Origin of the sequence: Streptomyces prunicolor NBRC 13075, from assembly GCF_000367365.1 — a bacterium.
Lineage (GTDB): Bacteria > Actinomycetota > Actinomycetes > Streptomycetales > Streptomycetaceae > Streptomyces > Streptomyces prunicolor.
In genome coordinates this window covers 18,853-43,333 of record NZ_BARF01000073.1, presented here as the reverse complement: position 1 = coordinate 43,333, position 24,481 = coordinate 18,853, and the positions used below count along the sequence as shown (strand labels likewise).

General features: G+C 71.8%; 20 protein-coding genes. 10 read left to right on the top strand and 10 right to left on the bottom strand.

What is annotated here, in order from left to right:
• Window positions 1–15 precede the first annotated feature (15 nt).
• Complete coding sequence (locus tag SPR02S_RS30975; RefSeq protein WP_026151007.1) at window positions 16–2,007, bottom strand: glycoside hydrolase family 127 protein; 1,992 nt, start codon at window positions 2,005–2,007, stop codon at window positions 16–18.
• Window positions 2,008–2,548: 541 nt separating this feature from the next.
• Between SPR02S_RS30975 and SPR02S_RS30965 the strand changes: the two genes are divergently transcribed.
• A complete protein-coding gene (locus SPR02S_RS30965; RefSeq protein ID WP_019060914.1) occupies window positions 2,549–5,011 on the top strand; it encodes an ATP-binding SpoIIE family protein phosphatase in 2,463 nt (820 codons plus the stop codon).
• Entirely contained in the window at window positions 5,008–5,904 is an 897-nt protein-coding gene (locus SPR02S_RS56655; protein ID WP_019060913.1) for a LacI family DNA-binding transcriptional regulator, read from the top strand. Before SPR02S_RS30965 ends, SPR02S_RS56655 begins: the two co-directional genes overlap by 4 nt.
• Window positions 5,905–6,158: 254 nt before the next feature.
• Here the strand turns inward: SPR02S_RS56655 and SPR02S_RS30955 are convergent, their stop codons facing one another.
• Both SPR02S_RS30955 and SPR02S_RS30950 read right to left on the bottom strand, forming a co-directional pair.
• Complete coding sequence (locus tag SPR02S_RS30955; RefSeq protein WP_019060912.1) at window positions 6,159–6,851, bottom strand: response regulator; 693 nt, start codon at window positions 6,849–6,851, stop codon at window positions 6,159–6,161.
• Entirely contained in the window at window positions 6,836–8,164 is a 1,329-nt protein-coding gene (locus SPR02S_RS30950; RefSeq protein ID WP_019060911.1) for a sensor histidine kinase, read from the bottom strand. The genes SPR02S_RS30955 and SPR02S_RS30950 overlap by 16 nt, the downstream gene beginning before the upstream one ends.
• Before the next feature lie 271 nt (window positions 8,165–8,435).
• On the opposite strand from SPR02S_RS30950, the gene SPR02S_RS30945 reads away from it, so the two are divergent.
• Window positions 8,436–9,128: an ABC transporter ATP-binding protein gene (locus tag SPR02S_RS30945; protein ID WP_019060910.1), complete on the top strand. Its 693-nt coding sequence runs from the start codon at window positions 8,436–8,438 to the stop codon at window positions 9,126–9,128.
• Window positions 9,129–9,159: 31 nt separating this feature from the next.
• Window positions 9,160–11,550 carry an ABC transporter permease gene (locus SPR02S_RS30940; RefSeq protein ID WP_019060909.1) on the top strand — a complete coding sequence of 797 codons (2,391 nt, stop codon included), beginning with the start codon at window positions 9,160–9,162 and terminating at the stop codon, window positions 11,548–11,550.
• A gap of 127 nt (window positions 11,551–11,677) precedes the next feature.
• Here the strand turns inward: SPR02S_RS30940 and SPR02S_RS30935 are convergent, their stop codons facing one another.
• From SPR02S_RS30935 to SPR02S_RS30925, 3 genes are read right to left on the bottom strand one after another with little or no spacing between them, the layout of a single operon-like run.
• Window positions 11,678–12,718 (bottom strand): ABC-2 membrane transporter-related protein, encoded by a 1,041-nt coding sequence (locus SPR02S_RS30935; protein ID WP_245607641.1) that lies wholly within the window; start codon window positions 12,716–12,718, stop codon window positions 11,678–11,680.
• A complete protein-coding gene (locus tag SPR02S_RS30930) occupies window positions 12,715–13,641 on the bottom strand; it encodes an ABC transporter ATP-binding protein (RefSeq protein WP_019060907.1) in 927 nt (308 codons plus the stop codon). Before SPR02S_RS30930 ends, SPR02S_RS30935 begins: the two co-directional genes overlap by 4 nt.
• Window positions 13,634–13,837, bottom strand: a complete 204-nt coding sequence (locus SPR02S_RS30925) for a hypothetical protein (protein WP_158697892.1) — start codon at window positions 13,835–13,837, stop codon at window positions 13,634–13,636. Before SPR02S_RS30925 ends, SPR02S_RS30930 begins: the two co-directional genes overlap by 8 nt.
• Before the next feature lie 166 nt (window positions 13,838–14,003).
• Here SPR02S_RS30925 and SPR02S_RS30920 point away from each other — a divergent pair, with 166 nt between their 5' ends.
• The 5 genes from SPR02S_RS30920 to SPR02S_RS30900 all read left to right on the top strand — a co-directional run bounded on the left by SPR02S_RS30920 (window position 14,004) and on the right by SPR02S_RS30900 (window position 18,369).
• A complete protein-coding gene (locus SPR02S_RS30920) occupies window positions 14,004–15,230 on the top strand; it encodes a sensor histidine kinase (RefSeq protein ID WP_019060905.1) in 1,227 nt (408 codons plus the stop codon).
• Entirely contained in the window at window positions 15,227–15,892 is a 666-nt protein-coding gene (locus SPR02S_RS30915; protein WP_019060904.1) for a response regulator, read from the top strand. The genes SPR02S_RS30920 and SPR02S_RS30915 overlap by 4 nt, the downstream gene beginning before the upstream one ends.
• Before the next feature lie 95 nt (window positions 15,893–15,987).
• Entirely contained in the window at window positions 15,988–16,383 is a 396-nt protein-coding gene (locus tag SPR02S_RS30910; protein ID WP_019060903.1) for a hypothetical protein, read from the top strand.
• A 438-nt stretch (window positions 16,384–16,821) separates the two neighbouring features.
• Window positions 16,822–17,574 carry an ANTAR domain-containing protein gene (locus tag SPR02S_RS30905; protein WP_019060902.1) on the top strand — a complete coding sequence of 251 codons (753 nt, stop codon included), beginning with the start codon at window positions 16,822–16,824 and terminating at the stop codon, window positions 17,572–17,574.
• Between the two features lie 78 nt (window positions 17,575–17,652).
• Window positions 17,653–18,369 carry a GAF and ANTAR domain-containing protein gene (locus SPR02S_RS30900; protein WP_019060901.1) on the top strand — a complete coding sequence of 239 codons (717 nt, stop codon included), beginning with the start codon at window positions 17,653–17,655 and terminating at the stop codon, window positions 18,367–18,369.
• 8 nt (window positions 18,370–18,377) lie between these two features.
• Here the strand turns inward: SPR02S_RS30900 and fxlM are convergent, their stop codons facing one another.
• Both fxlM and SPR02S_RS63845 read right to left on the bottom strand, forming a co-directional pair.
• Window positions 18,378–20,723 (bottom strand): methyltransferase, FxLD system, encoded by a 2,346-nt coding sequence (gene fxlM, locus SPR02S_RS59585; protein ID WP_019060900.1) that lies wholly within the window; start codon window positions 20,721–20,723, stop codon window positions 18,378–18,380.
• Between the two features lie 98 nt (window positions 20,724–20,821).
• Window positions 20,822–20,992, bottom strand: a complete 171-nt coding sequence (locus tag SPR02S_RS63845; RefSeq protein ID WP_019060899.1) for a hypothetical protein — start codon at window positions 20,990–20,992, stop codon at window positions 20,822–20,824.
• A gap of 175 nt (window positions 20,993–21,167) precedes the next feature.
• Here SPR02S_RS63845 and SPR02S_RS30885 point away from each other — a divergent pair, with 175 nt between their 5' ends.
• A complete protein-coding gene (locus SPR02S_RS30885; protein ID WP_019060898.1) occupies window positions 21,168–22,379 on the top strand; it encodes a N(5)-(carboxyethyl)ornithine synthase in 1,212 nt (403 codons plus the stop codon).
• Here the strand turns inward: SPR02S_RS30885 and SPR02S_RS30880 are convergent.
• The gene (locus tag SPR02S_RS30880; protein WP_019060897.1) at window positions 22,376–22,663 is read right to left on the bottom strand and encodes a hypothetical protein; all 288 of its coding nucleotides are present in this window, start codon (window positions 22,661–22,663) and stop codon (window positions 22,376–22,378) included. The two genes, SPR02S_RS30885 and SPR02S_RS30880, sit on opposite strands and share 4 nt — an antisense overlap.
• 792 nt (window positions 22,664–23,455) lie before the next feature.
• Window positions 23,456–24,313 (bottom strand): HAD family hydrolase, encoded by an 858-nt coding sequence (locus SPR02S_RS30875; protein WP_019060896.1) that lies wholly within the window; start codon window positions 24,311–24,313, stop codon window positions 23,456–23,458.
• Window positions 24,314–24,481 lie beyond the last annotated feature (168 nt).

The following is a 24,481-nucleotide window of genomic DNA, read 5'->3' as shown; positions in this document are numbered from 1 at the left end:
GGGATGGGGGCGGATTCAGCTCGTGGGCAGCCAAACGCGCATGCCGCCGTTCTCGCGGTTGGCCCAGGCGTAGTAGGGGATGGCGGTCAGCTCGACAGGGGTGTCGGCGGGGGTGTCCGCCCCGTCCCGCCCGGTGTCGCGGGTTGTGCGGTACGGCCACCAGCCCTGTCCGGCGGGCCGGGCCCGCAGCCGGCCGGAGCCGACCACGGTGGTGACCCCGCCCAGCAGGTCGGGGCGGTGCTTGACGGTCAGTCCCGTGGTGGGGTCGAGCACGATGTCGTCCAGGCCGGGGGCGCCGGGCTGGTCCACCTGCTCCAGGCAGTGGACGAGCGGGCCGCGTTCGACGGCCACGCAGTCCCGGACCGCGTCGACCCTGGGGTCGGCTCGGGTGAGCCGCGGCTCCATCCCGAGGTTCAGGACGACCGTGTCGCCGGGCCGCCAGGTGCGGCGGATCCGCAGCCAGCCGTCCTCCGGCACCTGCTCGGCGGGCGTGGCGCCGATCTCCAGCGTGTACTGCTCGCACCACTGCGGTACCCGCAGCGACAGGGTCCACTCCCCGGGGCCCGCCTCGTCCACGGTCACCGCGATCCGGCCCTGCCACGGGTAGTCGGTGTCCACCCCGACCGCGACCCGGCCGCCGTCGGTGAGCCCGCCGTACGAGCCGGTGGCGTACTGGTGCAGTTGCAGGCCGTCCGTGTCGGTGCTGGCCAGGTAGTGGGGCAGGCTCGCGAGCAGCCGCATGACATTGGGCGGGCAGCAGGCGCACGTGAACCACAGGGCGCGGCGCGATCCGTTGTCCCCGCCGTGGTACTCGTAACCGTCGCGCACCTGGAGCGGGTTGACGTACAGCCAGCGCAGCCCGTCCAGGGAGACCCCGGCCAGGAATCCGTTGAAGAGCGTCCGCTCGATCAGGTCCGAGTAGCGGGCCTCGCCGGTGAGCAGGGCCATGCGCCAGCTCCACTGGACCGAGGCGATGGCCGAGCAGGTCTCGCAGTACGCGCGCTCGTTGGGGAGCTCGTACGGGTCGCCGAAGTCCTCCCACGCGTGGTGGGCTCCGAGGCCGCCGGTGAGATGGGTCTTGGTGGTGGTCATCGCCTCCCACAGCCGCTCCATCGCGGCACGCAGTTCCGGCTCGCCGGTCTCGGCGGCCACGTCGGTGGCACCGGCCAGCAGATAGAGCTGGCGTACGGCGTGACCGGTCACGGTCTCGGCCTCGCGCACCGGGACATGGTCCTGGCAGTAGGCGGGGCCCGGGGCGACACCGTGCGCATCGCCCTCGTTGAGCAGGCCGTGGCCGTGCCGGTCGATGAAGTAGCCGGCCAGGTCGAGATAGCGGCGTTCGCCGGTCTCCCGGTACAGCTCCACGAGGGCGGTCTCGATCTCGGCGTGCCCGCAGATGCCGTCGACGGGCCTGCCCGGGCCGAAGGTGTCGTCGATGTGGTCGGCGAAGCGGCGGGCGACCGTGAGCAGATCCTCGCGTCCGGTGGCCCGGTGGTGGGCGACGGCGGCCTGGATCAGGTGGCCCGCGCAGTACAGCTCGTGGCCCCAGCGCAGCTCGACGAAGCGAAGTCCGGGCCTGACCACCTGGTAGTAGCTCTGCAGGTAGCCGTCGTCCTGCTGGGCGTCGGCCAGCAGGCGGATGATCCGGTCCACGTCCTCGGCCTGCGCGAAGTCCTCCTTCCAGTCCGTCTCCGCCAGCTGCCAGCAGGCGGCCTCCAGCCACTTGGTCACATCGGTGTCGAGGAAGGGCAGCTCGCCCCGGTACTCACCGGTCGCCGTCCTGGCGGCCAGCCGGAGGTTGTGCAGATTGCCCGCGGAGTCCAGCAGGGCCGGGCCCTCGGGGATGCTCACTTCGGCGTTGACGCGTCTGCGCTCGTGCCAGAAACCGCCGGTGACGCGGGCGGATTCGGCCGGTCGTAGCGCGACCTGTGCCCGGTCACCGGGCCGGACGGGGCCCGGCGCGGGGGTAGGGGCCGGGGCCGGCCCCGGGGACGGAGGAAGAGACATGGAGGTGCTCCCTGCGCAACGAGAATGTCCGGTTTATTTATCTCCATTCACGTACAGACTGGTCCGCATCGTCGCGCCGTGCGAGGTACGGGGGTCCGTGGGCCGGTGACAGGGCGGGCATGGGGCACTCGCCCCGTCCCGGGGAGGCGGATCCTGTCCCGCTCGCGAGGTGCGCGTAAGCCGCCGGGCGGGGTGGGTGTACCGCCCCGCCGAACGGGTCACCCGGAGCGAAGTCACCGCCCTCGCGGGCGGTGACTTCGCGTACCGGAGACTGCCGAGCAGTTCATTTCCAGCCATGGGCCGCTTCAGCACCCCGGTCCTGCTCGGCGCCCGTCGAGCGACGCGGTACGCACCAGAATTCGCCGAGTCCGCCGCCGCGTCGGACGATGTAATCGTCCAGGTCGCCGCTTATCGGTGCCGGGTGCGCTTTGGCCGGATATTGTGGGTGGTGCTTACGGAGCGCGACTCGACGGCTGCGAGGTGAGCAACGATGACATATCGCGGCAAAGCTGTTCTGGAGTCGCCCCATGATCACGAGCCCGTGACCGGTCTGAACACGGCGACGGTGAGCCGACAGGGCATCGTGACGAGTTGGAGCGACGGCGCACAGCGACTGCTGGGCCATCCCGCCACGGACGTCGTGGGGCGAGTCATCACCGAGTTGCTCGCCGCGGACCCCTCCGACGCGGCCTGGGCAGCCCTGGCCGGGGCGGAGGCCTGGAGCGGGACGGTCGCCGTCCGCCATCGGGACGGCAGCCGACTCGATCTCGGCCTGCGCGCCTGCCCGTCGCTGGACAGCGAGGGTAACGCCACCGGGTTCGTCCTGGCCTTCGCACCGAACCCGGCCGGGAACGGAGACGGGGACGACCGAGAGATGCCGGAGCGGTCGTTCACCCAGGCCTCGGTCGCCCTGGCCACGTTCGACACCGAGCTGCGATACCAGGGGCTCAACGACATCGCGTGCGAGATGGCGGGAACCACAGCCGCCCAGCTGCGCGGACGCCGGTACCGGGACACCGTCTCCGACAATGTCGCCACCCGGGGATTCGTGCGGCACCTGCGCCAGGTGATCGAGACCGGGACACCCACGAGTTACGACAGCCAGTTCGGCGGTCGTGCCTGGAACATCGAGATGTGGCCGGTCAAGGACCCCTCGGGCCGGGTGCACGGCGTCGGCACCGCGTCGTTCGACAACAGCGCACAGCACTGGGCCCAGCAGCGGCTGGCTCTGCTGAACGAGGCCGGCACGCGCATCGGCACCACGCTGGACGTGCTGCGCACCGCCCAGGAACTGACCGAGCTGGTGGTGCCACGGCTCGCCGACTTCGTCAGCGTGGACCTGCTCGACTCGGTCCTCCAAGGCGAGGAACCGACCGCGGAGCCCATTGACGCCGGCGTCGTACTGCGCCGGGTCGCGCACCGGTCCGCCGTCGAAGGCGTCCCCGAGGCCGCCGTCGCCCTGGGCGCGGTCGACACCTACCCGCCGTACTCACCGCCGGCCCGCTGTCTCGCCGTCGGCCGCTCCTTCCTGAGCGGACTGGAGGATCCCGATTTCGTCCGGTGGATCGAGGGCGACGACGTCAGGAACGCCAACGTCCATCACGCCGGCGTCCACTCGGGCATGGCGGTGCCGCTGCGAGCCCGCGGGATCACCCTCGGGGTGGCTGTCTTCTGGCGCCGACTGCGTCCGGAACCCTTCCAGCCGGACGACCTGGTCCTCGCCGAGGAACTCGCCGGCAGGGCGGCGGTCTGCGTGGACAACGCACGGCGCTACACCCGCGAGTACACGGCCGCGCTCACGTTGCAGCGCAGTCTGCTGCCGAGGCGGCTCCCCGGGCAGGCGGCTGTCGAGGCCGCCTTCCGCTATCTGCCGGCCGACACCCAGGCCGGCGCGGGAGGCGACTGGTTCGACGTGATCCCGCTGTCCGGAACCCGGGTCGCCCTGGTCGTCGGCGATGTGGCCGGCCACGGCGTCCGTGCCTCCGCCACCATGGGGAGCCTCCGAACGGCCGTCCGGACCCTCGCCGATGTCGACCTGCCGCCCGACGAACTCCTCACCCACCTCGACGACCTGGTCACCCACCTCACCTCCGACGACGACGGCACGACCGCCTCCGACGCGCAGGACGCCGACGGGATCAGCGCCACCTGCCTGTACGCCGTCTACGACCCCGTGTCGCGCCGCTGCACCCTCGCCAGCGCCGGCCACCCCCCGCCCGGCGTCCTCTACCCCGACGGCACGGTCACCCTCGTCGACCTCTCCCCGGGGCCTCCGCTGGGCGTGGGCGGCCTGCCCTTCGAAGCCACCGAGCTGGAACTGCCCGAAGGCAGCCTGATCGCCCTCTACACCGACGGCCTCATCGAGGCCCGCGACCACGACATCGACGCGGGCCTCGACCGGCTGTGCCAGGCCCTGGCCTCCCCGTCCCCCTCGCTGGAGGTCACCTGCGACACCCTGATCGATGCACTGCTGACCTTCCCCACCGTCCGACCCGGTGAGCCCCCGTCCCGTTCCCCCTCCGACCTTCGGCCGAGGGGATCCCCTTCTCGCTTCCCCCGCCCCACCGACGATGTCGCCCTGCTCGTCGCGCGCATCCGGGCCCTCCACACCGACCAGGTCGCCACCTGGGGTCTGCCCGCCGACCCCGAGATCGTCGCCGACGCCCGGCTCCAGGCCTCCCGCCAGCTCAAGGCCTGGGGGCTGGAGGAAGCGGGTTTCATCACCGAGCTGGTGGTCAGCGAACTGGTCACCAACGCCATCCGATACGGCGCGGCCCCCATCCAGCTGAGGCTGATCCGCGATCGCACCCTGATCTGCGAGGTCTCCGACGGCAACAGCGCCGCCCCCCACCTGCGCCGCGCCCGCACCTTCGACGAGGGCGGCCGCGGCCTCCTCCTGGTCTCCCAGCTGACCCAGGGCTGGGGCACCCGACAGACCACCAGCGGCAAGACCATCTGGGCCGAGCAGCTCCTGCCGACGGGCAGCGCAGGAGGATTCCGGTGAACACCGACGCCACCAGGGAGACTCCGCCGAACGGCCGGACCCGTGCCCTCGGACTCGTCTTCCCGCCGGCCGGCGGTCGCTACACGGGCATGCAACTGGACTTCGTCGGCCGAGTGGCCGAGGCGGCCCAGGCGTACGACTACGACGTGCTGCTGATCACCGGCAGCGAGATCGGCGACCGGCCGTTCCAGCGGATCCTGACCGGACACCGCGTGGACGGCCTGATCCTGATGGAGATCCGGCTGGCGGACACCCGGGCCGCCCACCTCATCGAGCTGGGCTTCCCCTTCGTCACCATCGGACAGTCCGGCCTGGAGAAGACCTGGTGGGTGGACCTGGACTGGGTGGCCCTCGGCCGTGGCTGTGTGCGGCACCTGGCCGACCTGGGCCACCGCAGGATCGCCTTCGTCAACCGGTCGGAAGAGCTCTTCCGGGCCGGGTACGAGTCCGCACACCGTGGGCTCGAAGGGTTCGACCAGGGCGTGGCGGAACTGGGGCTCACCGGACGCGGGCACTTCTGCGGGGACGACGACGCCGAGGGCGAGGCGTGCCTTGAGCGGATCCTCCTTGAGGACCCGGCCACCACCGCGGTGGTAACCCTGAACGAGGCGTCACTGGGAGGCGTGTACAGAGGGCTGAACCGTGCGGGCCGCGTCGTACCGCGTGACTTCTCGGTCGTCGGCATGACGGCCGGGCCCTGGGCGGAGACGGTGAGCCCGCCGCTCACCGCAGCCGGCGAGCCGGTCGATGAGATCAGCCAGGTCGCCGTCGAGCTGATGCTGGAGCGGCTGGACTCGCCCGGCGCCTCTCCCCGGCACGTCATGCTGAGACCGCTGATCTCCATCCGCTCCAGTACTGGTCCTTGCCCGTCGGGACCGGATACCGAGTTCTGAGCCGGTTCGTCCTCTCCCGCCGCGACCTGGATGTTGTCGGGCAACCACAAGAACAAGGCCCCGATCAGCCTCCCGTCAACGCCGCCACACCCCGAGCACGACTCAAGCTCCAACTCGACGTCAGCTACGGCGACCCCGTCACCCCCGGCCCTGGCCCTGGCCCTGGCCCCCGAACCATCAACTACCCACAGCAGCTCACGACGGACAGCTTCCAGATCCTCGGCTACCCACTCGCCACCGCCCGGGCGGAGCAGCTAGGAACCCCCGCCTCCCGGGGAGACGAGTCCCGTCTCGTACGCGAGGACGACGGCCTGGACGCGGTCGCGCAGATCCAGCTTGGACAGGATGCGGCCGATGTGGGTCTTGATCGTGGTCGGGCTGAGGAGCAGGCGGTCCGCGAGTTCGGCGTTGCTCAGGCCCGTCGCGAGCAGGCGGAGCACCTCCAGTTCGCGTGGGGTCAGGCCGGACAGGTCGCGGTGGAGACCGGCCGGCCGGTCCTCCTCGCGCTGGGCGAAGCGTTCGATCAGGCGGCGGGTGATCGCGGGGGCGAGCAGGGCGTCGCCGGACTGCACGAGGCGTACGGCGGCGACGAGATGCTCGGGGCTGACGTCCTTGAGCAGGAAGCCGCTGGCGCCGGCGGTGAGCGCGGCGTAGACGTAGTGGTCGAGGTCGTAGGTGGTCAGGATGATGACCTTGGTGCCGTCCGGCCCGTCGGCGAGGATCCGTCTGGTCGCTTCGATGCCGTCCATCCGCGGCATCCGGATGTCCATGAGCACGACGTCGGGCCGGGTGCGCCGGACCGCGGCGAGCGCCTCGGCTCCGTCGGCCGCCTCGGCCGTCACCTCGATGCCGTCCGCGGCGAGGATCATTCCGAAGCCGGTGCGTACGAGGGCTTGGTCGTCGGCGATGACGGCGCGCAGCGCCGGCCGGTTCACGCCGTCCGCCACGGGACTCGGGCCTTGATGCGGTAGCCGCCGGCGAGGGTGGGACCGGCCGTGAGTTCGCCGCCGTAGACCGCCAGCCGTTCCCGCAGCCCGATCAGCCCGCGGCCGTTGCCGTTGCCGTCCGCCTGAGGGACGTCGCGGACGGCTCCGGTGTCGGTGATCTCGATCTCCAGTGAGTCTCCGGTGTATCCGACGGTGACGGAGGCGTCGGCGCCGGGCGCGTGCTTGATGGTGTTGGTCAGTGCCTCCTGTACGACGCGGTAGACCGCGAGGTCCACCCCGGGCGGCAGCGGGTCGGGCGGCAGCGACATCGCGACGCCGACCGGTGTCCCGGCTCCACGTACCCGCTCGATCAGGGCGTCGAGCTGCCCGAGGCCGGGCTGCGGTTCGAGGCCGTCGGCGGGGCTGTCGGGGCGGCCGGTGTCCGGGGCGGCCAACAGGCCCATCACATGCCGCAGTTCGGCCATCGCGGCCCGGCCTCCGGCCTCGACCGCCAGCAGGGCCTCCTTCGACCGCTCCGGCGCCGCGTCCATCACCTTGCGTGCCGCGCCCGCCTGGATGACCATCACGCTCACATTGTGGGTCACGACGTCGTGCAGTTCGGCGGCGATCCGGGCCCGCTCCTCCTCGACGGCCCGGCGCATGCTCTCCTCCTGGACCTGCTGCAGCCGTGTGTACCGGTCCCGGCTGGCCGCCAGCCGCCGCTGCCAGAAGCGGACGGTGCTGGCCAGCACCCCGGCGACCAGCAGTACGACCGCCGGGCTCGACCAGCCCGGGAACACCGGATCCGTGTCCTGGAACGCGAGGCCGGCCAGCACGGCGGCGACGACAAGACCGGCCGTCGCCCGCGCCCGGTAGCGGCTGTACATGATGGCGCTGTAGGCGCCGATGACGCAGGTCAGCACGTTGATCCAGGAGGCGGCGTCGCCGATGACCACCGCCGCGCCCAGCACCACCCCGAACGTGGCCAGCGGATACCTGCGCCGGGCCGCCAGCGGCAGCGCGGAAAGGACGACCAGCGGCCAGGCCGGGGCGGAGGGTTCGCGCTCCGCGACCCGCGCACCCGGTACAGGGGGCGTGGGCGGGCGCGGGACCGACGACCCGTCGCGGGCATACCCGGACTCGGCCTTCGAGCTGACCCGAACCGGCCCGTCGCCGGGATAGCGCGACGCCACGACCAGCGCGAGAACGGTCAGCAGGACCGCCAGCACCACATCGGCGCGCACGGCCCGCCGCGACCGCGGGGCGTCCTCCGCCTCCGACCGCAGCGCGTCGCGCAGTTGCCGACGCCAGCCTTGCCGTCCCTCCGTCTCCACCGGCTCATTGTGCGGTCCCCGCGCCCCCTTCCGCGTCCTCCTGCGCGGCCAAATCGCCGTCCCTCAGGCGTACTTCGCAGGGATGAGGCCGCAGGCACCTCCTTCGCAGGGAGGCCCGGATGTCGGTGCCGCGGCCGACGCGCCCCAGGGGACCACGGCCCTACCTTCGCTGAGCCGACACAGACAGCTCCCTCCCGACCTCCCGACCTCCCGACCTCCCGACTCCCGACTCCCGACTCCCGACTCCCGACCACAAGGACGGACCACACCCATGACTCACGTGATCGAACTGGCGGGCGTGGCGAAGCGCTACGACAGCGCCGGTGCGTCCGCGCTCGGACCGCTGGACCTCAGCGTCGCCCAGGGCGAGGCGCTCGCCGTGACCGGTCCCTCCGGCAGCGGCAAGTCCACGCTGCTGAACCTGGTCGCCGGCCTCGACAAGCCGACCGAAGGCGCCGTGACCGTAGCCGGGCAGCGGATCGACCAGCTGAGCGAGCACGCGCTGGCCCGGTTCCGCCGCGACCGGATCGGCATGGTCTTCCAGTTCTTCAATCTGCTCGACGACCTCACCGTCGTCGACAACATCCAGCTTCCCGCCCAGCTGGCCGGGACCCCGCGGCGCAAGGCGGCGGCCCGCGCCGACGAGCTGATGGAACTGCTGGGCATGACCAAGCACGCCCGCGCCTACCCGGGCCGGCTGTCCGGCGGCGAGCGCCAGCGGGTCGCGGTCGCCCGGGCGCTGGTCAACCGGCCGGCGCTGCTGCTCGCCGACGAACCGACCGGCGCGCTCGACACCGCCTCGGGCCACGACGTACGGGAGCTGCTGATGGAGCTGCACCGCGGCGGGCAGACCCTCGTGCTGGTCACCCATGACATGGCGCTGGCGGAGGCGTGCGCGAGCCGCGCCATTCAGCTGGTCGACGGCCATCTCTCCCTCGACACGCGTGCGGAGGCCGTCCGATGAACCCCTTCAACACGCATGTGGAGGCCGTCCGATGAGCCCCTTCGGTACCGGCGCGCTCGGCCGGGTCGTGCGCTCCGGGGTGGGACGGCGCCGGGTGCAGACGGTGGTGATCGCCGTGGCCACCATGATGGCGGTCGCCGCGGCCGTGATCGCCGGGTCGCTCATCGTCGTCTCGAACGCCCCCTTCGACCACGCCTTCGCGAAGCAGCACGGTCCCCATGTCACCGCGCAGTTCGATCCGGCCAAGGTGAGTGCGGCGCAACTGGAGGCGACGAAGCGGCTGGCCGGCGTCACCGCGAGCGCGGGGCCGTATCCGTCGACGACCATCAGCCCGGTCGATTCGGAGGGCGGGCACCCGCCGGCCTTGAGTCTGGTCGGGCGGTCCGGTCCGCACGGCGACGTGGACGATCTGGACCTGCAGTCCGGCCGGTGGGCCACGAAGCCTGGCGAGGTCGTTCTCTCCGCGTCGTTCAAAAGCCCCCTCCTCGAGGTCGGTTCCACCCTGAAGACCTCGGATGCCACCGACAGCCCGACCCTGAAAGTCGTCGGCTTCGCGGTGTCGGCCGGCCAGACCGCCGATGCCTGGGCGACCCCGGGGCAGGTCGGCGCGCTGGCCTCCAAGGACACACCGGTCACACGTCAGATGCTCTACCGCTTCGACTCCGCGGGAACCAAGGCGCAGATCTCCGCCGACCGCGAGAAGCTCATCGCCGCCGTATCGTCCGGGGCCCTGCTGGGCACCCAGTCCTACCTGGACACCAAGCGTGCCGCCGACACGGGCGCGGCGGCGACCATCCCGTTCATGGTGGCCTTCGGCGTGCTCGGCATCGTGATGTCCGTGATCATCATCAGCAGCCTGATCAGCGGCGCGGTCGGCACCAGTCTGCGCAGGATCGGCATCCTCAAGGCCATCGGCTTCACCCCGCGCGAGGTCGTGCGGGCCTATGTGGCCCAGGCGCTGATCCCGGCCGGCGCCGGTATCGCGCTCGGGGTCGTACTGGGCAATGTGCTGGCCGTTCCACTGCTGGAGGACACCGAGCAGGTGTACGGCACCGCCTCGCTGACGGTGGCCTGGTGGGTGGACGTCGTCGTGCCTGCCGTCGCGCTGCTGGTCGTCGGGCTCGCGGCGCTGGTCCCCGCGCTGCGGGCCGGGCGGCTGCGCACGGTCGAGGCCATCGCGATCGGCCGGGCCCCCCGCACGGGGCGCGGCCAGTGGGCGCACCGGGCGGCCGGGCGGCTGCCGCTGCCGCGGGCGGTGACCTACGGCCTCGCCAGCCCCTTCGCCCATCCGGTCCGTACGGCCGCGATGTTGCTCGCGGTGGCCTTCGGCACGGTCGCGGCGACCTTCGCGGTGGGACTGACCTCGTCCCTGAACGCGGTCGGCAGCGCGTCGGATCCCGAGGACCGCGCGGCGGTCACCGCCGTCGTCGGCGGGCCGACCGTCCCGGGTGGCGCCGGAGGCGGAGTTCGCCACATGAACCCCGCGGCGGGAAGCGACAGTCCTCCGTCCGCCGACCCGGCGAAGGTCCGCGCCGCCATCGAAGCGCAGGCCGGCACCGCCTCGTACTACGGCATGGCCAAGGACGATGTCACCGTGGCGGGGATCTCCGGCTCGGTCCAGGCCACCCTCTACCAGGGCGATTCCCGTCCCGGCAGCTACGAGATGATCTCCGGGCACTGGATCACCGGCGCGGGGCAGGTCGTCGTCCCCACCGGTTTCCTGGACCGGACCGCCACCAAGATCGGCGACAAGGTCCGGGTGACCCTCGGGAAGGACACGCAGACCCTGAAGATCGTCGGCGAGGCCTTCGACACCTCGAACGACGGCCTGTCGATCCACGCGGACCTCGCCGACTTCGCCGGGGCCAAGCCCCAGGTCTTCCAGATCGAGGTGAAGCCGGGTGTCTCCCCCGCCGCGTACGCCGAGAAGCTGCACGCGGTGGTGGAGCCGATGGGCGGCGACGTCATCGCCAACTCCCCCTCGCAGCAGGAGGGCATGATCATCGTCCTGGATGCGATCGCGGTGCTGCTCACCCTCATGCTGGTCTCCGTGGCGGGCCTCGGCGTGCTCAACTCCGTCGTCCTCGACACCCGCGAACGAGTCCACGACCTGGGCGTCTGCAAGGCACTCGGTATGTCGCCGCGGCAGACCGTGAGCCTCGTACTCGCCTCGGTGGCCGGGATCGGCGTGCTCGGCGGACTGATCGGGGTACCTCTCGGGTTCGCGCTGCACGGCTTCGTGCTGCCGGTGATGGGGCATGCGGCGGGCACGAATCTGCCGCCGTCGATCCTCGATGTGTACGACGCTCCCCAACTGGTGCTGCTGGGGCTGGCCGGCGTCGCGATAGCCGTGCTGGGGGCGCTGCTCCCGGCCGGCTGGGCGGCCAAGGCCCGGACGGCGACGGCGCTTCGCACGGAGTAGGCGTAATCCTGATCGGCGTGCTCGCCGGTGTCCGCCTTACGCTGCCGCCCACTCACGAGTCTCCGCCTGTTCATCGGCGGGGAATTGGGGAATTGACGTCTGCATGGTTCGGCCTTTTCGGGGCGGGTCAGGCCGGGCGGTGGCGGATCCACCACACGCACAACCCCGCGAGCGCCGCCGCCAGCAACGCGCACAGGCCCGTCTCCGCCCACTGCAACGGCCACAGCTGGGACGACGGATGGAACTCCGCCCAGCGGCCCGTACTGCCGTGCTGGACAAGGCACTTGGTGTAGTCGTCGGCCGTGTAGCAGCTCGGCAGATCCGGTACGCGGCGACCGGTCGCGTCGGCCGCGCCCTCGGAGAGGACCCACGCGTTCGACGGGGCCGCCGTGCCGGTCGGGTGCTGGACCGTGGCCAGGGCGGTGGGCAGGAGGTGGCCGCGGACGGACTCGAGCACGTACATCGCCGCCGCGCTCACGACCACCGTCGCGCCCATCGCCAGGACCGTGCGGCGCAGGATCAGGCCCGCGGTCACGCCGATGAGCAGGGAGAGGACGGACAGGCCGACCACGACGGGGCCGATGCCGTCGTACGGATACCACTGCCACCAGGGGAACCAGCCGCCCAGCAGCGAACCCGCCGGCCGCCACCACCAGGTCATCGCGGCGGCGATGGTCCCGCTGATCAGCGTCGTGAGGACGACGGGGACGAGCAACTTGGCCGCGAACCAGCGCAGTTGCGTGACCGACTGCGTGCACACGGTCCGGTAGGTGCCGGACTCCAACTCCTGGGCCAGTTGCGGGCCGCCGAGGAAGACGCCGAAGACCAACGGCAGCGCGAGCATGGCCTGGAGGGGGCGGCGCATCGGGAACTGGTACGTCTGCCCGAAGGAGTTGAGCTTGTGGGAGCAGTCGCCGGCCGGGACGGTGGTGCCCCGGCAGGCGTCGAGGTGGCCCTCGGCGATGGCGGTCGTCATCTCCTGGTGGCGCACGATCGCGTACGCCGCTACGGCGAGCGCGGCGCCGATGCCGATCCAGAACGCCAGCCGGTTCTGCCGCCAGACCAGCCAGGTCAGTCCGCGGAGCCGTGGCAGTCGTCGTAGGCGTCGCATTCGGAGTGCCGAACTTGGCTGGGGCGAAGGGGAGTTGATGGTCACGGAGCCGCTCACACCGTCACCTCGCGATGCGTGCCGGCGCGTGCCGTGGACGTGATCAGCGGGGGTGCGTCGGCTGTGCGCAGGTGGGCCAGGAGCAGTTCCTCCAGGCTCGGCAGGGCCGGGGTGTGGTCCGCCGGGAGTGGGCCCCTCGGGCGGATCAGTGCCGTCGTACGACCGCCCGTGCTGCGGGTCTCGACGGTCACCTGGCCGGGGAGCTTCGCCAGGCGGGCCGCCTGTGCGTCGGGGGCGGAGACCGTCCGGTGGGCGCCGATGAGTTCGGCCACGTCGCCGGCGAGCCTGACCGTGCCGTTGTCGATCAGGACCAGGAAGTCGCAGGCGCCCTCCAGTTCGGAGACCAGGTGGGAGGACATCACCACGGTCGAACCGTGCTGGGCGGCCTCGGACATGAGCAGGTCCATCATCTGGCGCCGGACCAGCGGGTCCAGGTCGGCCATCGGTTCGTCGAGCAGGAGCAGCCGGGGCCGCTTGCCCAGCGCCAGCGCGAAGGCGACCCGGGTGCGCTGGCCGCCGGACAGGGTGCCGACCCGCGCGTCCATCGGGATGTTGCCGGCGGCGACGATGCGTTCAGCGGTCTCCTGGTGCCAGGTCGGGTTCAGTTCGCGGCCGATGCGCAGCGTGTCGGAGACCCGGAAGCGCGGATAGAGCGCCTTCTCCTGGCTGAGGAACGCGGTGTGCTGCCGGGCCTCGGCGGACCGGGCCGGGTGTCCGCCCAGCCGGACGGTGCCGGTGCTCGGTTCCAGCAGACCGGCGGCCAGCGACAGCAGGGTCGTCTTGCCGGCTCCGTTCGGGCCGACCAGCGCGCAGATCCGGCCGGCCGGCAGCCGGAACGAGCAGTCCCGCAGCGCCCACCCACGCCGGTAGCGCCTGCCGAGCCCGACGGCCTCCAGCGCCGGGCGCTCTGCCGGATCAGTCATTGTGCTGCCGCACACGTACGGCGAGGACGAGTATCGCGACCCCGGCGAGCAGCAGCGCAAGCTTGATCAGCGACGGGCCGTAGCCGGGTACGCCGAAACCCCAGAGCGTGAGGCGGTCGTAGAGCCGCTGGGCGAGCGGTACCCCGCCGCAGAGCGCCAGCAGCGCTCCGGACAGCAGGAGGAGGTTCTTCTTCAAGGCCGGGCCTTCCATGAGGGATCCGATGTGACTCCCGGAACGCTAGGAGCGGCGGTCCATGGGCGGCTTCGGCGCAAAGTCGGTGCTCTGACCTCGTCGTACGACCAAAGTCTCTAGACCAAAGTCTGTACGGCCCCCGTCGACGGCCCCTCTACATTTGTCGCTTGTGAGCGGTTACCGGCGTGAGAAGACCATCGACCTGGGCATTGTGGTGCTGGCCCTGGTGCTCTCGGCCGCCCTCTCGCTGATCCAGGTCAGGGGCGATCTGGCGCTGAGCCCGGGACTGGGTTCCGCTACCTGGCCGTTCGACCGGCTGGTGTTCTCGTCGCCGTTGCTGCTCGGCTTCAACTGGGCGGTGAATCCGGTCTCCCTGCTCGCCGTCGGGGCGCTGTGGTGGCGCAGGCGGTGGCCGACCGCGGTCGCCGTCGTGGCGATCGCCGCCGCGACCGTCACCCCGGCCGTGGTGCCCCTGATCGTCGCGCTCTTCACCGTCGCCGTCCTCCGGCCGCCGCGCACGATCCTGACCGTCGCCCTGCTGGCACTGCTGCCGATCCCCGTCCACTTTCTGAGCAGTCCCTACGTCTCCGGGGTGCCGCTCGCCAACGCGGTGATCCTGGGTGTCCTGATCGCCGCGGCGGTCGGCTGGGGCCTGTTCGTCCGTTCGCTGAGCGAGCGCACCGAACGGGCCGAGGCGGAGGCGGTGTTGCGTGCCCAGCGCGCTCAGCGGGAGGCGCGGGAGGACATCGCGCGGGAGATGCACGATGTGCTGGCCCACCGGCTGTCGCTGCTGAGCGTCCACGCGGGGGCGCTGGAGTTCAACGCCGGCGCGTCCGTGCGGGAGACCGCCCGGGCCGCCGCCGTGATCCGGGAGAGTTCGCACCAGGCGCTGGAGGATCTCCAGGTGGTGCTGCGGGTGCTGCGGTCACCGGCCGGGGCTCCCGTCGCGGACTGCAGCACCGCGACCCGGCCCGCGCGGACCGGGCTCGCCGAGGTGCCCGACCTGGTCAGGGAGTCGCGGGACGCCGGTATGAAGGTCGACCTCGACATGGGCGGCACCGGGTCGGGCAACGGTGGCGGTCCTACGGGGATCGCCGGGCTCGCCGCCTACCGGTTCGTGCAGGAAGGGCTGACGAACGCCAGGAAGCACGCCCCCGGTACGCCGGTCAGGATCACGGTGGCGGGCGGCCCCGGCGACGGGCTCACCCTGGAGCTGACCAACCCGGCCGATCCCGTCCATCCGACCGGACCGGGTGGCCCGCGCGACGACGTCCCGGGTTCCGGGCAGGGGTTGATCGGCCTCGCGGAGCGCGTCGCGCTGGCGGGCGGCCGGTTCAGTCACGGCGAGGACGGAGCGGAGTACGCGCTGCGGGCCTGGCTACCCTGGCCCGCATGATCCGTGTGCTGCTCGTCGACGACGACCCGCTGGTCCGCTCAGGACTCCGGCTGATGCTCGGCGGCGCCGACGACATCGAGGTCGTGGCCGAGGCGGCGGACGGCGGCGAGGTGCTCGCCCTGGTCGACGAGCACGCCCCCGACCTGGTGCTGATGGACATCCGGATGCCCGGCGTGGACGGCCTGGAGGCGACCGGGCTGCTGCGGGCCCGGCCCGGCGCACCGGCCGTCGTGATGCTGACGACCTTCAAGGACGACGAGCAGGTCCTCGGCGCACTGCGCGCGGGCGCGGCCGGTTTCCTGCTCAAGCACACCCCGCCCGCCGAGATCGTCGCGGCGGTACGCCGGGTGAAGGCGGGTGAGCCGGTGCTCTCCCCCGCGGTGACCGAGCAGCTCATCGCCCGGGTCACCCAGGGCGGCGATACGACAGTCCCGCGCCGGCCGGAGACCGCCGAGGCCCGTATCCGCCTCGACCGGCTGGGCGACCGGGAACGCGAGGTCGCCGTGGCCGTCGGCCGGGGCAGGACCAACGCGGAGATCGCGGCCGAGCTGTACATGAGCGTGGCCACCGTCAAGGCTCACGTCTCCCACATCCTCACCAAGCTGGAACACACCAACCGGGTCCAGATCGCCCTGACCGTGCACTACGCGGGGCTGGTCTGACCTGCCACGGACGCAACAGATCCGCTTTCCCATCCGGTGCCCGGGTCTCCCCCGACGGTTCACGGGCCGTGTGGCTCGCCTGGGATCACCCCCATATGCCGTGGGACGCGGCCGAGTTGAGGATCGCCGACGTCGGCGGCGACGGACGTTTCCAGCGGGCCCGCACACTCGTCGGCGGGCCCGGTGACCCCGTGGCGCAGGCTGAATGGGCCCCGGACGGAACGCTGTTGGCCGCCTGCGAACGTACGGGCTGGTGGAATCTCCACCGCGTCGCCCCCGAGACCGGCGGCGCGCACACCCTGCACCGAGCGGCGGAGGAGTTCGCCGGCTCCCAGCGTCTCGGCCTGCGCTGGTTCGCGCCCTTGGCCGACGCCGGTCCGCCCGACCTCCAGGCGCTCGGCGTCGCGCTGCCGCACCACTGCGCGGCCGAGATGAACCACCTCGTCTCGTTCCTGCCCGACCTCCGCGAGGCGTTCGACGGAACACCGTGAGCGGCACCGATCGCCTACTGCCGACCACCGCCCGCTGAGCATCGACTCGGCGGCGTCCGGAACTTCTCCACTTCCCTGCGAGACCGCCCGCGCACCGTCACGAGGACTATGCTGCGGTCAGGACGTCCCAGACCCCGGCGGCTCGTCGTAGCTCGGCACAGATGCTCGACACAGATGGTCGCGGGGAGCGGCTTCTTCGTCCGTCACCCGGCGCATTCCTGTACGCCCCCTTGTCGGCAGCGCGCCCTGGGCACCGTAACTCCCGGTGCCACCACGCCCGTTGCCGGATGCTCCTCCGAACCGAGGCGTCATGCCCCTCACTCACCTCACCGTCCACCGCCGTGACCGAACGGGGCGGGTCCCCCAGCCTCCCGCCCTCGGACCAACTGCCGTACTGCTCACGGGACTTCGGGACAGCCTCTGGACGCGGTGCCTCGAATGAGGCCCGGCGGCCGGTCGGCCCGGATCCAGGTGCTGGTCGCCGAGCAGGCGGCGCGGCGCGGTGGGCGGGCCGGTGTGCTGGACGTGTGCACCGCGGCCGTGGCCGCGCTCCCGGTCGGCGGGGCCGGGCTGTCCGCCATGTCCCGCACCGCGGCGAGCCATCCGCTGTGCAGCACCGACGACATCAGCGAGCAACTGGAGGAACTGCAACTGACGTTGGGCGAGGGCCCGTGCGTGGACGCGTTCCTGGACGGTTCGGCCGTCCTGACGCCGGACCTGCTCACCGGTCGACTCCAGGACCGCTGGGCCGTGTTCGCGGACGCGGCGCTGGAAGCCGGGGCCCGCGCGGTCTTCGCGCTCCCCCTCCAGGTGGGGGCGATCAGCCCGGGCGTCCTGGACCTGTACGCCGAGGTGCCGACCGTACTGGACCCGGAACAACTGGCCGACGCTCTCGCGTTCGCCGATCTCGCGACGCTGCTCCTGCTCGACGCGCGGATCGACGGGACGGGCGGGCCGGCCCCGGCGGACCGGGGCTTCGAGGACCTGGACGGCCACCGCGCGGAGATCGACCAGGCCACCGGCATCCTCACCGTCCAGCTCGGCATCGGCATCGACGAGGCCTTCGTACGACTGCGGGCGCACGCCTATATGCGGGGGCGGCGGCTCGCCGACGTGGCCGCCGACGTCGTCGCCCACCGGCTCCGTTTCTCCCCGCACGCGGAGCCGGACCGGGCCGGCGACGACACCTGACGCCCCGTCACCGGTCAGCGCACCCACCGCACTTCCCGCCCCCCTCCCGGCGGAACCAGTCCCAACGAAGGTGACCCGATGAATCAGCAGCTCCTGGCCAAGACCTTCGTCGAACTGGCGGACAACCTGGTCGCCGACTTCGATCTGATCGACTTCCTGCGTCTGCTCACCGACCGCTGTGTGGGCGTGCTCGGAGCCGACGCGGCGGGCGTGCTGCTCGCGGACCGCGACGGCGAACTGCGGGTGATGGCGGCCTCCGACGAACAGGTACGGCTCCTGGAGCTCTTCCAGCTCCAGAACGACGAGGGCCCTTGCCTGGAGTGCTTCCGCTCCGGCTCACCCGTGATCGTCCCGGACCTGAGCCGGGAGGCCGAGCGCTGGCCGCGGTTCGTCACGACGGCCCACCGCAGCGGCTTCACCGCCGTACAGGCGCTGCCGATGCGGCTGCGGGACGAGGTGGTCGGCGCCCTCAACCTGTTCCGGGCCGCCCCCGGTCCGTTCGACCCGGCGGGCACCCTGGTCGCCCAGGCGCTGGCCGACGTGGCGACCATCAGTCTCCTCCAGCAGCGCTCCAGCCACCGCAGCACGATCCTCAACGAGCAGCTCCAGACCGCTCTGAACAGCCGCGTCCTGATCGAGCAGGTCAAGGGCAAACTCGCCGAACGCCTCGGCATCGACATGGAACGCGCCTTCACCACCCTGCGCGGCTACGCCCGCGCGCACAACCGGCGGCTGTCCGACGTGGCGCGCGCTTTCGTGGACGGCTCCGAGCCGCTGCCCGGTCTGGGGTCCTGACCGACGGCTCAGGAGTCCTGGCCCGCTCGTCCGCCGTGGTCGCGAGGAGGAGAGGCCGCGGACCAGTCGAAGGTCAGCCGTGCGTGCTGTTTCGTGATGACGGACGGGTCCTCGTCCGGTGCTGTCGGTGCTGTCGGTGCTGCCTCCTGGGCCGAACTCACCGTCAGGCGTGGGGTGATGGTGCCGCGTGCCTCGCGGTCCCAGGCGATGACCTGGTGGGCCATGGTCTGGGCGAGGTCGTCGGCGTGCGGGCCGTAGGCGTGGATGCCGAACTCCCAGAGTGGCGTGCCGTCTTCAGAAAGCTTCCGGGTCAGGAGGCGGGCCAGGGAGTCGTTCCGTACGACGGCTGCGGCGTCCCAACCGCCAGGCGTCGTACGGATGTTGGGGTCGTGGTCGGCGGGGACGGCGAGCCGGGCGAAGCCGTCGAGGTGGGTCGCCAGCCACAGCAGGAGCATGTCGAAGGGCGTCTCGCCGGGGATGGTGATGCCGGTCCAGTGTTCGACGCGGGGCATGGCGAGGGCGTCGTCGAGCCGACTGGTGTCGGCGGGGGTGCTGTCGGCGAACCGTACGGTCACCTCGCCGCCGCGGAGTCGGGTGATGGCGTCCTCGCGGTGGCCGGGGCCTTGGAGGGGGACGAACCCGCACACCGTGTAGGTGTCCGCGGTGAGCAGTCCGGCGCGCTTGGTGAAGGGGATGGACCAGGTGTAGCCGTGCACGCGCAGCGGCGCCACCAGCCGTCCGCCGTCGGCCAGTTGAGCGGTCCAGGAGGGTGGGAGGTCGCGGGCCTCGACGGTGACGAGGACGGCGTCCACGCTGTCGGGGGCGGCGAGTTGAGCCGGGGCGTGTTCGCCGTCGCCGAGGTGGACGCGGACCCGGTGGTGGCCGGTGTCGTCGAGGAAGCGGCGGGCGCGGTCGGTGACGTAGGGGTCGATGTCGATGCTCGTCACGCTGCCGTGCGGGCCTACGACCTCCTGGACGAGGGCCGCGTTGTAGCCGCCGGAGCCGATCTCGAGCACGGTGTCGCCGGGGCGGAGCGCGGCGTCGCGGAGCATGGCGGCCTGCACCCAGGGCGCGGAGACGCTGCTCGTGGCCGTCGCGCCGGGGGTGCGTTTGGTGACCGGGGCCTGATGGGTGTCGTAGGCGTCCGGCAGGGCGGTGCCGGGCAGGAAGCGGTGGCGCGGGACGCGGCGGAACGCGGCGTCGATCGCGCCGCCCGCGTCCACCCAGCCGTCCGCGACGAGCCGGTCCGTCATCGCCTCCCTCAACTCGGCGGCCTCGGCGGCCTGTTGGGCGGGTTCGGGAGTCGCGGCCGGGGTGATCGGGTAACGGTGGACGGGCGGCAGGTCGGGCAGCAGGCCGGGCCAGACCGTGTCGATGACGTGCGCGCTCGGCGTGAACAGCGGCTGCGACAGGGCGGGCAGGTCGGCGACCTCGTGCCACTCCCAGCGGTGGATCAACTGCGGTTCCGTGACGGTGGGTTGGCCGGTCCAGGCGGTGACGCGGACGGCGCCCGTCAACCGGGGGATGCCGTGCGTGGAGTCCATCAACAGGGCGAGCAGCCGCGCCCCACCCGGGTCGGCCTTCAGACCGGTCTCCTCCGCCAACTCCCGTACGCCCGCCGCCAGAAAGCCCTCATCGGCGTCGTTCTTGCCGCCGGGCAACTCCCAGACCCCGCGCACCGACCAGCCCAGCAGGATGCGCCCCGCCTCGTCGGTGACGACGACACCGGCGCCGGTGAGGGCGTGCGGTGAGGGGCGCTTCTTGCCCGTGAAGGTGGAGGCGGCGGGGGCGGGTTCACGCAGGACGACGAACGCGAGCCCGTCCGCGTCGTACCGTTCGGCCCTCGCCCAACCCGCGCACAGCGCGCCGAACTCCTCGTCGTCCAGGGCGATGGACCGCTTGCCGTCCGGTACGTCCGCCGCGACGGGCGTGATCACGCAGACGACACCGCCCGGCCGCAGCCGCTCGCGCAGCCGGTTCATCACCCGGGTGCGGTCGTGGACGAAGGCCCAGCTGAGGCGGAAGGTGATCAGGTCGTAGGCGGGGTGGGGCAGGGCGTCGAGGCTGTCGCGTTCGATGTCGAGCAGGTGGTAATTCACCGCTGCGGTGGCCGCGGTGGCCGCGTTCTGGGCTCGGGCGTGGGTCAGGGCGGCGGGGGCGAAGTCGACGGCGTCGACCTCGTAGCCCGACTCGGCGAGGTGGCGGGCGAGTTCACCCAGTCCGCAGCCGACGTCCAGGGCGTGTCCGCCACCGTCGGGCGCCGGGGCGTGCTCGGCGAGCAGCGCGCGTTCGGCGTCGCGGAGCGGGCTGAAGGTGTTGCCGTCGGCGTAGTGCGCGTCCCATGCGTCGGTCACGGGGTTCTTCCTATCAAGACGGCGGGCGGGGCGCCGCCGGGGGCGAGCACGAACTCCCGTTCGGGGGGCGGCATTTGGTCCCGCGCCGCGCGGTGTGATCAGGCCGGGGCGTCGACCGGGAGGGCCGAGGCGTCGCCGGGGCGCACGTCGCCGTCCTCGTCGATGTCCGGGAAGATCGTCGGCGGCGCGCTGGAGTGGAGGTCCTTCGTGCGGAACATCGTGAAGCCGATGCTGGTGGCGACGAAGCCGAGGACCGCACCGAGGGGCATCACTCCGTGTTACGGAACCCCCACGCTGCGACGACGGCGGAATCCGGCCCTTTCCGGACTGGAGTAACGTGAGATTACCGAGCGCACCTCGCACGCCGTCAGCCGTTTCGGCGTCGCCCTCGGGGAACGGCAACGCCGGAGCGCATCGCGTCCGGCCGGAAATGAGCCGCCCCACATGAGCCTCATGAGTCTCGGAGTACTGCACTCCTCCCGCAAGGAGAACGAGTTCCGTCTGCCGCTGCACCCCCGCCACCTCGACCGGATCGCCCCGGACATCCGAAAGCGGATCTTCCTCGAACAGGGCTACGGCGAACGGTTCGGCATCGCCGACGACGCGCTGCGCCCCCTCGTCGGCGGCCTCCGTTCCCGTGAACACCTGGTCGCGGAGTGCGACATCATGCTGCTGCCCAAGCCCATGCACGAGGACCTCGCCGAGCTGCGCGAGGGCCAGGTGCTGTGGGGCTGGCCGCACTGTGTGCAGGACGAGAAGACGACGCAGCTCGGCATCGACCGACGGCTGACCCTGATCGCCTGGGAGGCCATGAACCACTGGACCTCCACGGGCGCCTTCAGCGTCCACGTCTTCCACAAGAACAACGAGCTGGCCGGTTACTGCTCGGTGCTGCACGCCCTGCAGCTCGGCGGGCTGACCGGGAGCTACGGCCGTCGGCTGCGGGCCGTGGTCATAAGCTTCGGCGCCACCGCACGCGGCGCGGTCACGGGCCTGGGCGCGATGGGCGTCTCCGACGTCACCGTGCTCACGCAGCGCGCGGCGGCGGCCGTGGCATCGCCGATGCCGTCGGTCGTGATGGGTCACTTCGAGGAGCAGGAGGACGACCCGACGCGCCTCCAGGCGGTCACCGGCCTCGGGCCCGTGCCGCTCGCGCAGTACCTGGCCGGGTTCGACATTGTCGTCAACTGCGTGCTCCAGGACACCGACGCGCCACTGATGTTCGTCAACAACGAGGAACTCGCGCTGTTCCAGCCGGGGACCTTCTTCATCGACGTGGCCTGCGACGAGGGCATGGGCTTCGCCTGGGCCCGGCCGAGCGGCTTCGGCGACCCGATGGCCACGGTCGGACCGGGCTGCCACTACTACGCCGTGGACCACAGCCCGTCCCACCTGTGGAACTCCGCGACGTGGGAGATCAGCGAGGCGCTCCTGCCGTATCTGCGTACGGTCATGAGCGGGCCCGCCGGCTGGGACGGCGACGTCACGGTGCGGAAGGCCATCGAGATCCGGGACGGTGTCGTCCAGAACCCGAAGATCCTCTCCTTCCAGCACCGGTCGGCCGCCTACCCGCACAACCTTGAGGCCCAGCGGCCCGAAGGTCATGAGGTAAGGCGGCCTGACGGCAAGGCGGTTGAAGGCCCAGTAGCGGTCTAGCTCCGGTTGACACCGGTGGCCACCGCGTGGCCGATGAAGAGATAGACGAGGGCGGGCAGGCCGTAGTTGACGACAGTGCGCCAGTCCGCCGAGTGGATGGTGAACAGGTTGTGCGACCAGCCAGATAGCCAGTCGGCCGCGTTGTGGACCCAGTCGACCGAGTTGTTCGCGGTGTTGGCGTCGAACAGATAGAGAGCGATCCACAGGATCAGGATCAGTGCCGCGATGTCCGCGATGACGGAGATGACCGTCCCCGCGGGGCTTCCGCCGTAGCGTCTGGACATGTTCAACGGGTGGCCCGGAACGCCGAGTTGAAACCTCTCGGCGTCCGGTGCCGTCGCCGGTTGGCACAGGCCGGGGACGACCGGAACGCAGGGCCATCCGGCGGCGGCAACCGGAGCGCAAGGCCGTCCGACGGGGCGACCGGAGCGGAAGAGCATCCCGGCGAGGGCGACCCAACCGGAACGGCATCCGTTGAAGACGGCCCAAACGGAAGGCCGTCCGGCAGGGTCGACCCGAGCGGACGAGCATCCGGCGAGGGCAGCCCAAGCACAGGGCCATCCGGCGGGGGCAACCGGAGCGCAAGGCCGTCCGGCGAGGGATACCGGAGCGCAGGACCGTCCAGCGGGGGCGACCCGAGCGGGAGAGCATCCGGCGGAGGCGACCCACGCCCAAGGCCATCCCGCGGAGACGACCCTCGCGGAAGGGCATCCGACGGAGACGACCTGAGCGCAACGCCACCTTCCGTAAGCGGCCGGAAGTGGATGGCCATCGGGCGTCTGTCCGGGGGGAGTTGCGGGGGCTGGCGTGTGCCGCACGGCCACAGTCCCCGGCAGCGTCGACTTTCTCTCGCGCACCGGTGCCGGTTCGTGACGCGGCAGCGACGCGCTCCGTGCGGGCGCCCTTCTGCCGCCCGCCGCCCCGTACGCGTTTCACGACAGGCGGACACATGTACGCGCTGATCGTTCCGGCTTCGACCCCCTTCGTCCTGCTCGCCACCGTCCTGGGCCTGTCCTGGTGGGAGGACCACCTGCTGCCGACACCGGCCCCTGTCGAAACTCCGCTCCCCCAACTCCTCAGTACCGACGCTCCGTTCCCCCCGCACTCACCCGACGCCCGCCCGGAAAGTGACGCTCGATCACCCGTGCCACCCCGTCCTCGTCGAGGGAGAGCGTGACGTGGGCGACCGCGTCGAGAACACTCGGGTGGGCGCCCGCGACGGCGTACGACAGGCCCGCCCAGGCCAGCATCGGGAGGTCGTTGGGCATGTCGCCGAACGCCATCGTCTCCGCGGCGGTGATGCCACGGTCGGCCGCGAACTGCCGTAGCGCATGCGCCTTGCTCACGCCCACGGCGATCGCCTCGACCAGGCGCTCGCCGTTGGAGTGGTAGACGGTGACCAGGTCGCCCAGGGCCGGGGCGGCGAGGGCGAGCAGCTCGTCGGCGGTCAAGTGCGGGTGCCGGCCGACCAGTTTGGGCGCCGGACGGTGCCACAGGCCGGCCTCGCCGGGGCGCCGGACGGTGATGTCGTCGTCCCACGCCCCGGCCTCGTAGCGGTCGTCGCCGTGGAGTTCGGTGGCGTACTCCACGGCGAGGCCGATGCCCGGGATCGCCGCGCGGAGCCGCCGGACGGTCTCGGCGAGGGTGTGCGGGTCGATGGCGTGCTCCGCCACGACACTGCGGGTGGCCATGCCGTAGAGGTACGCCCCGTTGGAGCAGATGGCCGTCCCGGACCCGCCGAAGGCGTCGGCGATCGGGCCCATCAGGCGGGGCGGGCGGCCGGTGGCGAACACGAACTCGGCGCCGGCGTCCCGGACTCGGGCGAAGGCCTCCACGGTGCGGGCGGAGACGGTCCCGTCCTCCCGCACGACGGTGCCGTCGAGGTCGCTGGCGACGAGCCGCGGGTGAACACCGTCGCTGATCGTGTGCGTCATGTACGGCTCCTCGCCGCGAGGTGTCTCGCGGGCCGGGTCGGTGGATCACGGGGAGGGGTGGACACCTGGTCCAACCGGTCAGCCGGTCAGCCGGTCAGCCGGTAATTGGCAGGACCGGCGCACCACTTGCTGCCAACCTTGACCGGGTACCTGCCTCTCGGGAAAGGG

What these genes read in the sequence shown, in the direction of transcription:
- SPR02S_RS30975 (WP_026151007.1), bottom strand. Translation starts at nt 2,007, where the DNA reads ATGTCTCTTCCTCCGTCCCCGGGGCCGGCCCCGGCCCCTACCCCCGCG.
- SPR02S_RS30945 (WP_019060910.1), top strand. Translation starts at nt 8,436, where the DNA reads ATGACTCACGTGATCGAACTGGCGGGCGTGGCGAAGCGCTACGACAGC.
- SPR02S_RS30940 (WP_019060909.1), top strand. Translation starts at nt 9,160, where the DNA reads ATGAGCCCCTTCGGTACCGGCGCGCTCGGCCGGGTCGTGCGCTCCGGG.
- SPR02S_RS30930 (WP_019060907.1), bottom strand. Translation starts at nt 13,641, where the DNA reads ATGACTGATCCGGCAGAGCGCCCGGCGCTGGAGGCCGTCGGGCTCGGC.
- SPR02S_RS30915 (WP_019060904.1), top strand. Translation starts at nt 15,227, where the DNA reads ATGATCCGTGTGCTGCTCGTCGACGACGACCCGCTGGTCCGCTCAGGA.
- SPR02S_RS30910 (WP_019060903.1), top strand. Translation starts at nt 15,988, where the DNA reads ATGCCGTGGGACGCGGCCGAGTTGAGGATCGCCGACGTCGGCGGCGAC.
- SPR02S_RS30905 (WP_019060902.1), top strand. Translation starts at nt 16,822, where the DNA reads ATGAGGCCCGGCGGCCGGTCGGCCCGGATCCAGGTGCTGGTCGCCGAG.
- SPR02S_RS30900 (WP_019060901.1), top strand. Translation starts at nt 17,653, where the DNA reads ATGAATCAGCAGCTCCTGGCCAAGACCTTCGTCGAACTGGCGGACAAC.
- SPR02S_RS63845 (WP_019060899.1), bottom strand. Translation starts at nt 20,992, where the DNA reads ATGCCCCTCGGTGCGGTCCTCGGCTTCGTCGCCACCAGCATCGGCTTC.
- SPR02S_RS30885 (WP_019060898.1), top strand. Translation starts at nt 21,168, where the DNA reads ATGAGCCTCATGAGTCTCGGAGTACTGCACTCCTCCCGCAAGGAGAAC.
- SPR02S_RS30880 (WP_019060897.1), bottom strand. Translation starts at nt 22,663, where the DNA reads ATGTCCAGACGCTACGGCGGAAGCCCCGCGGGGACGGTCATCTCCGTC.
- SPR02S_RS30875 (WP_019060896.1), bottom strand. Translation starts at nt 24,313, where the DNA reads ATGACGCACACGATCAGCGACGGTGTTCACCCGCGGCTCGTCGCCAGC.